Annotated in this window: 9 protein-coding genes; 2 read left to right on the top strand and 7 right to left on the bottom strand. The window is 39.7% G+C overall.

The window, feature by feature from the left end; translation table 11 throughout:
- The first annotated feature begins 96 nt into the window (after window positions 1-96).
- Entirely contained in the window at window positions 97-2,640 is a 2,544-nt protein-coding gene (locus AC4PHI_RS05345; protein ID WP_492201278.1) for a MucBP domain-containing protein, read from the top strand.
- A 374-nt stretch (window positions 2,641-3,014) separates the two neighbouring features.
- The gene (locus AC4PHI_RS05340; protein ID WP_492201277.1) at window positions 3,015-3,608 is read left to right on the top strand and encodes a TetR/AcrR family transcriptional regulator; all 594 of its coding nucleotides are present in this window, start codon (window positions 3,015-3,017) and stop codon (window positions 3,606-3,608) included.
- A gap of 210 nt (window positions 3,609-3,818) precedes the next feature.
- On the opposite strand, the gene AC4PHI_RS05335 is transcribed toward AC4PHI_RS05340, so the two are convergent.
- The 7 genes from AC4PHI_RS05335 to gltA form a co-directional block, all read right to left on the bottom strand.
- Complete coding sequence (locus tag AC4PHI_RS05335) at window positions 3,819-5,090, bottom strand: MFS transporter (RefSeq protein WP_492201276.1); 1,272 nt, start codon at window positions 5,088-5,090, stop codon at window positions 3,819-3,821.
- Window positions 5,091-5,102: 12 nt separating this feature from the next.
- Entirely contained in the window at window positions 5,103-6,395 is a 1,293-nt protein-coding gene (locus tag AC4PHI_RS05330; protein WP_492201275.1) for an alkaline phosphatase family protein, read from the bottom strand.
- Between the two features lie 58 nt (window positions 6,396-6,453).
- On the bottom strand, window positions 6,454-7,269 hold the full coding sequence (locus AC4PHI_RS05325; protein WP_492201274.1) for a DUF2705 family protein: 816 nt from the start codon (window positions 7,267-7,269) through the stop codon (window positions 6,454-6,456).
- A 14-nt stretch (window positions 7,270-7,283) separates the two neighbouring features.
- Window positions 7,284-8,156 (bottom strand): ABC transporter ATP-binding protein, encoded by an 873-nt coding sequence (locus tag AC4PHI_RS05320; protein WP_492201273.1) that lies wholly within the window; start codon window positions 8,154-8,156, stop codon window positions 7,284-7,286.
- A gap of 110 nt (window positions 8,157-8,266) precedes the next feature.
- Window positions 8,267-9,226, bottom strand: a complete 960-nt coding sequence (locus AC4PHI_RS05315) for an IS30 family transposase (protein ID WP_492201272.1) — start codon at window positions 9,224-9,226, stop codon at window positions 8,267-8,269.
- A gap of 420 nt (window positions 9,227-9,646) precedes the next feature.
- On the bottom strand, window positions 9,647-13,180 hold the full coding sequence (gene nifJ / locus AC4PHI_RS05310) for a pyruvate:ferredoxin (flavodoxin) oxidoreductase (RefSeq protein WP_492201271.1): 3,534 nt from the start codon (window positions 13,178-13,180) through the stop codon (window positions 9,647-9,649).
- Between the two features lie 33 nt (window positions 13,181-13,213).
- Window positions 13,214-14,578, bottom strand: coding sequence for an NADPH-dependent glutamate synthase (gene gltA, locus AC4PHI_RS05305; RefSeq protein ID WP_492201538.1), 1,365 nt, complete (start codon window positions 14,576-14,578; stop codon window positions 13,214-13,216).

Genomic DNA, 14,578 nt, shown 5'->3' with positions numbered 1-14,578 from the left:
ATATATGTTGACAAATATTCATAATCCTTTAGAATATATCTATACGACATTCAGATTACTTGATAATCATGTGATTTGACCAAGGAGGAAAATATGATGAAAGTTAAGAAGCTTATTTTTACAACGATTCTTACTGTTATTCTACTGATAATTAGCCCGGGAAATATCTCAGCTAACAGTTCAACAGTATTGAATGATGAAGGCCAGTCCATTGTGGATGTGATGCCTGATGAAAACTTGAGAAAACTTTTTGCTGAGACGCTTGGATTTGACTCTGTAGATGAATTTACGGTAGATGATTTGGATAGTGTTTCAGCGATTGAACTCAGCTCGGAAAACCTGTACCTGTTTGATGTTAAAGACTTTAAGGGTATTGAGCAAATGGATGTTGATGCTATATATATTACTGGATTAAATCTTGAACAAACTGAGAAACTGATTAAGTATGACTTCACTCCCCTCACCGCAATCAAGAAAATGAATACTCTTTACCTTTCAGAGAGCACTTTCAGTAACGGTGTTGATTTTAATAATTTCATTTCTCTTTTATATCCGGTAGGCTCTATTTTTTTTGCTAGCAATACAATTGTTATTGATAAAGAAATAGACGTTGCGGATTATAAAAAAATTGAGATTGAAACAAAAGATTGGGGGATTAAATTCCCGCATCTTGGCATATTTGAATATGGAAAAACTGATCTCATCCACATCGTCGATTCTTTTGAAGTTGAAGGTTATAAATCTGACCTTTCTGATCCTGATTCTGAACCTGACTCTTTTCTTTATATCAGAAATAAGTTAAACGAAGAAGAAAAATACATGTACAAATACGATCAGAAGTCCCATTTGGATTCTGAAAATTCAGATGAATCAGCACATATATTTGTACCTAGTGATAACTATCGCTTCTCATGGAATGACACGGATATTGAAGATTTAGAATCATTACTCAAACATGAGTTTATCACCTATCATGAAGTTGATGTACCTGAAGATGACTTATCTGAAGATGTTATGCCTATGTTTACTTTCGGAACAGGTACTACCTATTATGATGGAACTATCAATTATACATTTGATGATATTCGCTTCCATCTAAACGTAACATTCACTCATCAGTCAAATGTCAAAGTACATTATGTTGATGAAGAGGGTAATCCTCTTGTAGATAAAGAAGGAAATCCCATTGCTGAAGCCGAAGATCTACTGATAAACGGGGAGTACGGAGAAAAATTTGAACTTGATGAAAAGGCATTCGATGGTTACACCTTTAAAGAAATCAAAGAAGTCGGAGATTCTGGTGCAGACCCTTCAGACTATACCCATACTTTTAATGATAGAGAATTTAATATTATTTATTCTACCAACAAGTACACGGTGACTTATACGGACGGCGTGGACAATGAAGTCATCTTTGAAGACCAAGTCTTTGACGATGTAGTAGAAAATAGTGAGACTCCGGCATTCGTGGGCACCCCTACCCGGGAAGGCTATACATTCTTAGGTTGGGAGCCGGCGGTAGCTGACACGGTGACACAAGATGCTGTTTACACCGCACAATGGGAAGAAATCGTAATCCCTGTCAACAAGTACACCGTGACTTATACGGATGGCGTGGACAATGAAGTCATCTTTGAAGACCAAGTCTTTGACGATGTGGTGGAAAATAGTGAGACTCCGGCATTCAAGGGCACCCCTACCCGGGAAGGCTACGCATTCTTAGGTTGGGAACCTGCAGTCGCTGACACGGTGACAGAAAATGCTGTTTATACCGCACAATGGGAAGAAGTCGTGGTCCCTGTCAACAAGTACACGGTGACCTATACGGACGGCGTGGACAATGAAGTCATCTTTGAAGACCAAGTCTTTGACGATGTAGTGGAAAATAGTGAGACACCAGCATTCAAGGGCACCCCTACCCGGGAAGGTTACACATTCTTAGGTTGGGAACCTGCCGTGGCTGACACAGTGACACAAGATGCTGTTTATACCGCACAATGGGAAGAAATCGTGGTCCCTGTCAATAAATACACCGTGACCTATACGGACGGCGTGGACAATGAAGTCATCTTTGAAGACCAAGTCTTTGACGATGTGGTGGAAAATAGTGAGACTCCGGCATTCAAGGGCACCCCTACCCGGGAAGGCTATACATTCTTAGGTTGGGAGCCGGCGGTGGCTGACACAGTGACACAAGATGCTGTTTATACCGCACAATGGGAAGAAATCGTGGTCCCTGTCAATAAATACACGGTGACTTATACGGACGGCGTGGACAATGAAGTCATCTTTGAAGACCAAGTCTTTGACGATGTAGTGGAAAATAGTGAGACTCCGGCATTCAAGGGCACCCCTACCCGGGAAGGCTACACATTCTTAGGTTGGGAACCTGCCGTGGCTGACACAGTGACACAAGATGCTGTTTATACCGCACAATGGAAAAAAATTGCTGTGCCAGAAGTTAAACCAGAGCCGCCAGTTAAACCAGAACCTCCAGCGAAAAAGGTACTACCACAAACAGGTGTTGACTCAGAAACATTGGTTTGGACAAATCTATTAACACTATCTGGTTACATACTTTTAGCTCTAAGTATAACTTTAGGTATAGTTTTAAAAAAGAAACATTCAGCAAAAAAATAATAACTTAACAAATCCACCCCAAACATTCAAATTTTGGGGTGGATTTTTATAAAATTAAATTTGACATTAAAAAAGTTGTTCAAGATCCCTTAAGTGATTTTGGTATCTATAAATTTTCAGTAAAAAATCATACAAATGCGAAGATAGAAAAAGTTGGATTTATCAAAATTTAGAGAAGAGAATCGCTTGCATAAAGAGTTAGATGAGATGATTATTTTCACAGTTAGGGCATTACTTCTTGACTTAAATTATTTTTGGGATTCCTACCGGGAGCTGATTTTATCATTACCCATTAATTTACGTCCTAGAAAATATAATAATCCTGTATCTTAATGGCTAAGCATGATATTATTATGTCGAACAGGAGTGATTCAATGAAGTCTAATGCATTTTCTGAAAAAGACAAAGGAAAATTAAGAACCAAAATGTGTAAAATTTGTGAAGATAGTTGGAGAAAAAATGGTTATATGAGGACCTCGATAACTTACTTGACTTCACAGACAGGAATATCAACCGGTGCATTTTATTTGCTTTACGAGACAAAGGAAGACGTCTTTGTTGATACATTAATCAGAATCCGAACGCGGCTGGAGAAACAGATTCAAAATATTCTTGATGAAAATCCGAATAAATGCGGATTAATTGAAACTATGAAATGGATTTATAGAGAGTATGACAAGTCCCAATTCTTATATGACTTTTCAAACCCTGATTTCCAGTCATTTTATCAAAAACTTTCCGAGAAGAAACTTCAAGAATTGAAAGAAAGTAGCATTGAGTATTCTAACTTGATTATGTCTCAAATAAATTTAAAGGCTAAAGGTGATGTCAATGTTGCTTATACGGCCTTAAACACACTCTTATACACTGTAAGTATGCCTACTGAAGTTCAATCTGATAAATTTGCGGCATTTGATACACTAGTAGAAATTGCGGTTGACAACTTATTTGAAGAAATTAAAAATTAGGGCTTAAAACACCTATCTAGCATAAGATTAGGACAAGAATTCAAGGAAAAACTGCAACCGAGAGATTTTTCAAGGAATCTATATGGAATAATCTTCGACAGCAAATTTTTTTTTGCAAGCAAATATTCAAAAAATAATAGAAAGGGACTAAATGGGAGCTTACACTCCCGTCTAGTCCCTAACTTTTTTATTCTGCAAGAATTTTTTAAGTTACTCAATTGCCCTATTATTTTTCTCCACATCTGGTACCATCAAAAACATCAGACCGCCAACTATAAATAATACAATCAAACTGGCAATACCTAGTTGTGACCGACCAGTAACCTGTGTGACTAATCCAAACAGCAACGGGCCCATCACTGCTGAAAATTTACCGAAAATATTATAAAAGCCAAAAAATTCATTGGAGCGATCTTTAGGTATAATACGGGAAAAATAGGAGCGGCTTAAAGCTTGAATTCCTCCTTGAGACGTACCAACCAAAAAACCCAGAATCCAAAAATGAATTGGTTTGGACATAATCATTGCCAGACCGCAGATTAGCACATACACACCGATAGCAGTCAGAATCATCGGTTTTGTCCCAAATCGCCTTGCCAAATGACCATATAAAATCGTAAACGGAAAAGCCACAATATTCACTACCAGCAAAATTACCAGTAAAGTGGCTGAGCTGATACCCATATCAATCCCAAAGGATGTAGCCATAGTAAAAATCGTATCCACACCATCAATGTAAAAGAAATAAGCAATCAAGAAAAACATAACGACTTTGTATTGTCGGATATGTCTGAGCGTCTCTGCCAATCGTTTCACGCTGGCTTGAACAGGTTTTGGGTCATGGGGCACCCCATACCGCTGATGAACATTCTTCAAGAATGAAAGGGAAAAAACAAACCACCAAAGTGCTGTCAAAACAAAACTGATTTTAGTTAAAAGAGCAGTATCGAGAAATTTCCCGCCAAAGAGCTGGAGAACGACCACAATCATAAATAATAGCGCACTGCCGATATACCCTAAACCGTAACCATAAGAAGAAATCATATCGCTTCGTTCATCAGTGGTCACATCTACCAAAAAGCCATCATAAAAAATATTGGCTCCGGAAAAACCTACATGGGAAATAATGTAAATCACAAGCAAACCTACCCAACTGTGATTTGGAACAAACGCTAGCAGCAATGTTGTTAACATCCCCGTCAAAGCAAAGAAACTAAAAAACTTTTTCTTAAAACCTTTATAGTCCGCAATCGTTCCCAGAAGCGGTGCAGATATCGAAACCAGCAAGGTGCCAAAAGAAGAAGCATAACCCCAAAAGGCAGTGGAAGCTGATTCAGAAATCCCAGCCCCGGTAGCCACTGATTTAAAATAAATCGGCAGCAATGCGGTAACAATAACTAATGAATAAGCAGAATTCGCCCAGTCATAGAGAATCCAACTTTTTTCTTCCTTCGTAAATTTGTCCACAAAAATTTTCAACATATGATGATCTCCTTACCCCTCAAAAACATCCTGCAAAACTTTCCCGTCTATTTTCTGAGGAAATGTATTTAATCCTAATATTCTAGCAAATGTTGGTGCTTCATCTATTAATCTTGCTTTTACTTTTTGATGATTTTTCTTAATTCCGGGACCGCTCAAGACTAATGTTGTGGCGTAATTTGATTTTTCAGGTGAAAAACCGTGAACCGCGCGATAACGTCCGGGCAGCCACATCTCATTTTCTTGCACTTCCGCCACCAACGTCCCTTTTGCTTCATCCACAAAATAATACCCTCTTTTTGCCTCAACCATGAACGTACAGTTGGAATCTGCACCAAGCTCTTTAGCCTGATCGGTAGTGTAAACCATTTCGATTCCCTCAACTTTTTCAATCAACTCTCTGACTTCAGTTGAAGAAACAGCCGCATCTTTTTTGATATAGATATAAGTGGACCCGTCACAGCTATTTGCCCATACTTGCCAACCAGGTCTTGTTGTTCCCAGCTTAGTCGGCACTTGCCAGCCCTTTTCAGTAAACAGCACATTTAAACGTATCATTTTAGCCACATCAATTTGATAGTGATCTCCCAACACTGCAAAAACGGTCTTCTCTCTATCTCCGGCCTCTTCAACCGCCCGGACAATTTGTCCTACCCGTTTGTCTTGTCTCAGCAAAGCTTCCCTTGCCTGTAAAGATTTGACCCCATAGCCATGACGCTGACTATCCATATCTACCAAATGAATGAATGTGGCATCTGGTCGTTTAGTTTTCAATGTATCTACAGCACAAGCAGTAACGAAATCATCCAGTTCCGGCTGCTTGATGCCCTTTCTCAAATACCCATACTTCCGATTCATCTGAAATAAAAACAAAGGTGAGCTGGCGTGTAAAGAAATCAGCACTTGATTGGTCCAAATCCGGTTGGGAAATATTTCAGCAATATTATAATCAATGCTGCTTTTAGCGGTAACCGGCCATAAAAATGCCGCCGTTTTTAACCCCTCATCGTGAGCCGCATCAAAAAGTGTTGGTACACGAATATCCTTAGCATACCAATACCAATCCGGTGACAATTTGCCTGGCTGCATTTTAACGTTATTCACAATACCGTGAGTTTTAGGATAACATCCTGTAACAATCGTCGTATGGGAAGGATAAGTCACTGTGGGGTAAACCCCTGTCACTTCCTTGACATGAGTTCCGGAAGTTATCAAGCGCTTGATATTAGGTAATTTTGACAAGTCCCCCGCTAAATCCTCCGCTCCCAGTGCATCGATGGAAATCACTACTAATTTTTTTCTCATATGTTTCCTCCTTCCATGTCACAGTTTAATAACAACTGCTATAAAAACGACAACTTTTCTAAACTTTTAAATCTTTTCTCTGATAAATAATCAGTGCGGTGCCGATACAAACAAAGGCACTGACCAGTAAAATCAACCAAAAAAACAGCGAGTCATTCTTGCTTAAAATATTATTTGGGATTCCCTGATTGACCGGAGAAATCACCTTTAAAAAAGAAAACTTTTCCTGCAAGTCTCCCAAAATCCCCATCAGATAAAATAGTAGGACAAGACCCAAGGACACACTTGCAGATTGACTGCTGTTTTTTATAAAAGTAGACAACAATAGCCCTAAGGATAAGAAAAAAACAAGGACTAAAAATTCTTTACTGAAAACAAGACCAACATCTTTAATAATTTCTGAAAATTTCGTTTCAGTCGTATCAAACAAAACGATTGCACCTAGTGACACAGCCGCTAATACCAACCAAAAGGTAAAAAGAATCATAAGATTAGCCAGAAATTTTTGTATGGCAATTTTTATTCTGCTAACCGGTTGGCTTAATAAAAATTCAATCGTCCCATTCGACTCTTCTTTGATCAAACAAGCACTGCCGAGCATTGCACTATAGATACAGGCCCCAATAAACAAATATTGCATCACATAGGAGAAGTAGCCGATAGGATTAGTCAGACTTAACTTGGAATCAAGATTGAAAGCCGTCAGCAAATCCTGCGGCAGCGAATCCAATTTTGAGTCAAGCAATTCTTTGATGCCCTCTGACTGCATACTGGGAAACATGGCCATAAACAGCACCATCAGTAGGCTCATAATCGCCGTCCAAGTAAACAGGGATTTCTTGTTTAAACGCCATTCTATTTTACTTACTATCATAGTATCCCTTCCCCCTACTCGTACATGGACAGGAAACGTTCTTCCAAGTCAACATCGCGGATATCAATATCTCGTACGGGATTTTTTTCCAGCAATTGGAATAAAGCTTTAAACTCCCTGTCAAAAGTAAAAACGATACGTTCAGGACTCTGACTGATGATTTTACCCCCGATTTTCAGTATTTCTGCAGAAGGAAGCTTTTCCCCAGTCAAAGTAATCTTTTTAATAAATGCTTTCTTTTCTTGAAGATTCTCAACAGCTGCAATCACACCCTGTTTGATAAAAGCGACCCTTTCGCAATGATTTTGAACCTCATGCAAGTCATGGCTAGATAAAAAAGTTGTCATCCCTGCCCCCTGTTTGTGTTTCAGCACATCAAAAAAACGTGCTTGGATTTTCGGGTCAAGTCCATTAGTCGGTTCATCAAGAATCAATAATTTAGGATTGGGTAAAAGCGCCGCAACAAGAGCAACCTTCTTTTTATTACCAAAGGAAAGTTCAGAAAATTTCTTTTTCAAATCTATTTCAAACAGCTGAACATAGTGCTCGATTTCTTTTTTGTAATTTTTTATACTATGAAATTCAGAAACATAATTGAAGATATCCAAAGCCGTAAAATGATCGTACAATCTCACTTCGCTGGTAACGTAGCCGGTAAATTTTTTTATTGCCACAGAGTTCTCAATGCAATCATGACCAAAAATCAATGCCCTTCCTTGAGTTGGAAAAATCAAATTTAACAGGACTTTGATTGTGGTAGATTTCCCAGCACCATTTGGACCGATAAAACCAAAAATTTCTCCCTCTTTTACTTCAAGATTTATGCTATCTACTGCGATTTGTTCTCCAAATTTTTTGGTCAAGCTGTGTATTTCAATTGCGTTCATTGCAACTCTTCCCCCCTTTAAAAAATAACACACACAGACTAGAAACAAAGCAGAATCCATGATTTAGATAAAAAATATCAGATTCGATATTGTTCTATCATTTTCATTTGTCAAATTAAGTTAGAATAAATTGCCTCTCGTACATAACTCAAAAAGACTTCAATAGGTGTTTGATAGTTTAATGATTTTCTGGGGATATGATTCCTGTGACAACTCACAGAAGAAATAAATTCTTGACTGACCTCCCTAAAATCTGTTGATTTAGGTAAACCGTCACGTCTAAGTAATCCATTTGAGTGCTCATTTAAAGCTCGTTGTGAAGGTGTCCCGGGATCAGCAAAAAAGATATCAATATCCTGTTGGTTGCTGACAGCTTTCCAATTAGAAAATTCTTTACCACAATCAAAGGTAATAGACTTGAAGAAATGTTTTGGAAAGCGTTCAAACCAATGATTCAATGCTTCTTCAATATCATTCGCTTTTCTTCCCTTGGGTTTCAACGTGATAATCACTTTAGACACACGTTCCACCAGTGTGATGACAGCACTTTTATGATGGATACCTACAATCGTATCTCCTTCAAGATGTCCAAATTCTTCTTTAAAATTAGGGTAGTATCTCGTTCGGTCATCAAGTGTTCGTCTAAATGCTTGTTTGCCTCTTGTTTCTTGGTGACCATTAGGTTTTCTTTTTCCTTTCATGGGAAGGGTTTGAACATCAAATTCTCCATTGGAGAATTTTCTATAAAGAGTTCTCATGCTGCACGGAATCATACGTTCTTGCCTGCCGATAATGATATCAGGAGTCCAATCTTGAGCGACTTTTTCTTTGATATATTGCCTCTCAGAATCAGAGAGTTCGATCCTCTTTCTACTGCATTTTTTCTTATTTTCTTTGTATTGATGCCAATAATCTATGGCGGAAAAACCTTGCTTAAAAAAGTTGACTACCGTGTAAATCGTTTGAATGGCTCGACACATGCGTTTGGCAATGGTGACAGGTTTAACTTTTTGATGAAAATAAGATTCTATCATTGTGATTTCGTCTATGGTAAGATGTTTGTAGGTCATTTGTGGCTCACTCCTTGTTTTCTTTGGTCGGAAATACAATTTGAGTGTACCACAAATGGCTATTTTTATTTTTCTAACTTAATTTTACAATTCAGGCATTAAAAACTTCTCATTCATTATACCAAAATACTTTAGGTTTAGCACCGCCAGCTGATTGATTAACAACTTTTCTTATATAAAAAAGACCCCGAGAAAAATCTCTGAGTCAATGTCAACATTTTCAGCAAAACTATTTAGTTTCTTCAACTATTATAACTCTTTCTAAAAATATCGGCAGATAATTTTTTCCTCTCAGAAGAAGATAGCCAATAATTTCCAGTCAATTAAAATCCTGTTTCTGTGCATGAAAGTCATTTGTCATCTAAAAATAAATGACAAAAAAGGACCAGAGCCTAAAGACTCTGGTCCTATAATCAATGCTTATTTTTTCCTCATGCTGGCCAAACGTGCATAATTTTCTGCGCGTTTTTCCATATCTTCTTTCGTTTGTTCAAACATCTCTTCTACGAGCTCTTTGTCTTTCTTAACATTTCTCAAAGCAGAGAAGCGAGTTTGTGTTGCCAAGAAGTCAGGAATCTTACTGAAGTCAGCCTTCTTGTAATCAATACGCATTGGATCTTTTCCTTTTTCTGCCAAACGAGGGTCATAACGATACAATTGCCAGTATCCAGACTCCATAGCGTCGATAGCATTTTGAAGACTGTTGGTCATACCGCCTCTGATACCGTGATTGATACATGGTGTGTAACCAATAATCAATGATGGTCCTGGGTATGCTTCGGCTTCAGCAAACGCCTTGATCGTTTGATTTGGATTGGCATTAATTGAAATCTGTGCCACATAAACATTACCGTATGTTGCAGCAATCATTCCAAGATCTTTCTTAGATGTTTTCTTTCCGCCAGCAGCAAACTTGGCAATAGCAGATGTCGGTGTTGCCTTGGACACCTGTCCGCCAGTATTAGCATAGACTTCGTTATCCATAACAAAGATATTGATGTCTTCTCCGCTTGCAAGAACATGGTCGATACCACTGAAGCCAATGTCGTAGGCCCATCCGTCTCCACCGATGATCCATTGACTTGGTTTCACAAACATATCTTGATCTTTTAGCAAATCAGCTAACATTGAATCAGTTTCGCCTTTAAGAGCCGCAACCAAATTATTCGCTCTTTGGCGTGTTCCTTCACCTTTATCGAAATTATCCAGCCAGTCTTTCAATGCTGCTTTTGTCTCATCACTTCCCACACCGGCTTCAAGAGCTTTCTCAACTTTAGTTGATACACGGGAACGTTTCATGTTGTTAGCGATATGCATACCATAACCGTACTCAGCGTTGTCTTCAAACAAGGAGTTACTCCAAGCAGGCCCTTGTCCAAACTGGTTCACTGTGTATGGTGATACTGGAGAAGATGCACCCCAAATAGAAGAACATCCTGTTGTATTAGCAATCATCATCCGATCACCAAACAATTGAGTCAATAATCTGACGTAAGGTGTCTCTCCACAACCTGCACATGCACCTGAGAATTCAAGCAGCGGCTGTTCGAATTGAGAACCTCTGACAGATTCTTTCTTCATGGTATTTTCTTTTTGTTTCAAGGTCATGGCAAACGCCCAATTGACAGCTTCTTCGCGCATATCTTCGTAAGGCGTCATTACTAATGCTTTTTCTTTCGCTGGACAAATTTGCGCACATAGACCACAACCAGTACAGTCTTCAACAGAAACTTGAATACGATATTGTAAACCATCACGACCTTTCATATCACGAGTGATATAGCCTTCTGGAGCTTCTTGCATTTCTTCTTCATCAGCCAAGAACGGACGGATGACTGCATGAGGACAGATAAACGCACACTCATTACACATGGTACAATTTTCAGGAATCCACTTAGGCACTTCAAGCGCAACCCCGCGTTTTTCGTATGCGGAAGTTCCCATTGGAATCGTACCTGCCAGCATACCGTTGTCGATCAAATCACCAATTGTCAGGTCATCACCTTTTTGAGCTTCGATTGGTTTTAATATGTTCATTACAAAGCTTGGAACATTGTCAGCTGGTTTCTCAACTTCTTCTTCAACCGATGCCCACTCAGCTGGAACATCGACTTTTTTAAGTGCGTCGAATGTTTGATCAATCGCCCGCCAGTTTCTCTCAACAATTTCGCGTGATTTCTTACCATAAGCATTATCGATTTCAGCTTTCAGCAATGGCATAAATTCTTCCCGCTCCATAATATCTGTCACTTCAAAGAATGCTGCAGACATCACTGTATTGATACGGCGTCCAAGTCCTTCTTTTTGCGCAATATCCATGGCATTGATGATGTAGAAGTTAATATCATGCTCAGCAATATAGCGTTTCAAGTTATTTGGCAATAACTTGAGGACTTTTTCCTCATCCCAGACTGTATTTAGCAAGAATGTGCCGCCATCTCTCAATCCCTCGATCATATCGTATTTATGGATATAAGCAGAGTTATGACAGCCGACAAAGTTCGGTCTTTCTACCAGATAGGTTGAATCGATTGGCTCATCACCAAAACGAATATGAGAAACCGTCAGACCGCCGGATTTTTTAGAGTCATAGGAGAAATAAGCTTGTGCATATTTATCCGTATTGTCTCCGATAATTTTGATTGCCTGTTTGTTTGCACCGACTGTACCATCTGATCCAAAGCCCCAGAATGTTGCTTGGAAAGTAGAATCAGGTGTCAAATCAAGAATTGGTTGTTTAGGCAAGGACAGGTAAGTCACATCGTCCACGATACCGATAGTGAAACGTTGCTTCATTTCTTTTTCAGGTAATTGAAGATGATCGTACACACTAACGATTTGGTCTGGTGTAACATCCTTCGAACCGATACCATAACGACCGCCGATGACTACAGGATGATTCACGTGACGGTATAATGCACTTTGCACATCTAAGAGCAATGGTTCCCCATCTGATCCAGGTTCTTTTGTTCTGTCTAAAACAGCAATTCTTTCTACTGTTTCAGGTAATTTTTCCAGCATATTGTCAGCCGGGAATGGTCTGTAAAGATGGATATTCAAATGACCCACTTTACGACCTTGAGCATTTAAATGGTCAACAGTTTGACGGATAGTCGGTGCAACTGAACCCATTGAAATAATTACTTCAGTGGCATCTGGCGCACCATGATAAGTTGTCAAATCATAGTCGGTTCCGCGGATTTCATTGATTTTACCCATATATTTTTGTACGATAGCCGGTAAAAGATCATAATACTTATTAACTGTTTCTCTTGATTGGAAATAAATGTCAGGGTTTTGAGCTGTTCCAGAAACTTCTGGATGGTTAGGGTTCATTCCACGATTGCGGAATTCTTCCAATGCTTCCCAATCAACTAATGCTTTCAAGTCATCATAGTCAATCACTTCAATTTTTTGAAGCTCATGACTGGTTCTGAAACCATCAAAGAAATTAGTGAAAGGCAGTTTCCCTTCAATACTAGCTAAATGGGCCACCGCAGCTAAGTCCATAACCTCTTGAACACTGCTCTCAGCAAGCATGGCGAACCCGGTTTGTCTTGTTGCCATCACGTCACTGTGATCGCCGAAAATACTTAAAGCGTTAGTTGCTACTGCACGGGCGGACACATGGAAAACAGTTGGCAATAACTCGCCAGCGATTTTGAACATGTTCGGAATCATTAAAAGCAATCCTTGTGACGCAGTATAAGTAGTGGTCAGAGCACCTGTTTTTAAGGAACCATGTACCGTTCCAGCGGCACCAGCTTCTGATTGCAATTCTACTACTTTTACAGTTTCGCCAAAAATATTCTTTTTCCCTTGAACTGACCATTCATCCACAGACTCTGCCATATTGGAGCTGGGGGTGATGGGATAGATGGCAGCTACTTCAGTAAAAGCATAGGAAATATAAGCGGCTGCTGTGTTTCCGTCCATTGTTTTTGTTTTCTTCATTTTTTCGCTTCCTTTTCTCAAACTAAAACTTTACTATTTTTTGTTGGTTACATATGTATCTATTTCTTTGGCAGCTAGTTTTCCGGCTCCCATGGCCAAGATTACTGTTGCGGCTCCAGTTACTATGTCACCGCCGGCAAAGATTCCCGGAACACTGGTCGCACACGTTTCCTCATCTGCATCAATGTATCCCCATTTGTTGATGGCAAGCTCAGGAAAAGTGTCTAATAATACTTTGTTAGCTCCTTGACCGATAGCTTCTATCACCATATCTGCTTCAATGATAAACTCGCTGTCAGGAACTGGCACCGGTCGTCTGCGGCCAGAATCATCTGGTTCGCCAAGAGCCATCTTGATACATTTAACTCCTACTAATTGTCCATTGTTATCCCCTAGATATTCTATAGGGTTGCTTAACCAGCTGTAGTCAATGGCCTCTTCTAAGGAATGGTGGTATTCTTCCTCTCGAGCAGGTAATTCTTCTTCTGAGCGGCGATAAACGATAGTTACTTTGTCAGCTCCCATCCTTCTTGCAGAACGTGCAGCGTCCATCGCAACGTTTCCTCCACCGATAACCACAACATTTTTAGACTGGTGAACAGGAGTGTCATACTTGGGAAATTCGTAGCCATGCATTAAATTGATGCGGGTCAGATACTCACTGGAAGAATACACGCCATTCAGTCCAGTTCCAGGAATCCCCATGAAGTTCGGAGCTCCTGCACCTACCGCAATATAGCAGGCATCAAAATTTTGCTGGATTTCATCCATTGTGATCGTTTTTCCAACGACCACGTTGGTTTCGATAGTGACTCCAAGGGCTTCAATGATTGCAATTTCTTTTCTGACTACTTTCTTAGGCAAACGGAATTCCGGAATGCCGTAGGTCAAAACACCGCCTGGAGAATGTAGCGCCTCATAAACTGTTACTTCATAACCTAATTTGGCCAAGTCCCCGGCAGCCGTCAACCCAGAAGGGCCTGAGCCGATGACAGCGACTTTCCCTTTATCAAAGACAGTCGTTTTTTCTTCTATAGGTTGTTCCAATGCCCAGTCAGCAACTAATCGCTCTAACTTGCCGATTGCAACAGGCTCAAAACGTTTGTTTCTTCCCAACCGGCAAACCATTTCACATTGCTTTTCCTGCGGGCAAACCCGACCGCAAATAGCCGGCAAATTAGAATACCGAGCAATGATTTCATACGCCGCCGGCATGTCCCCATCTTCAATCGCTTTAATGAATCCAGGGATATCTATCATCACTGGACAAGCATCAATACATGGCGCATTTTTACATTGAAGACAGCGGGCTGCCTCCAATTTTCCCGACTCTAGATCGTAGCCTAGCGCAACTTCTTCAAAGTTATGCATACGAGTTTCCGGGGCCTGTTCAGGCAT

The organism is Vagococcus sp. QWL-13 (assembly GCF_058683555.1).
This window is presented reverse-complemented; position numbering and strand designations above follow the sequence as displayed.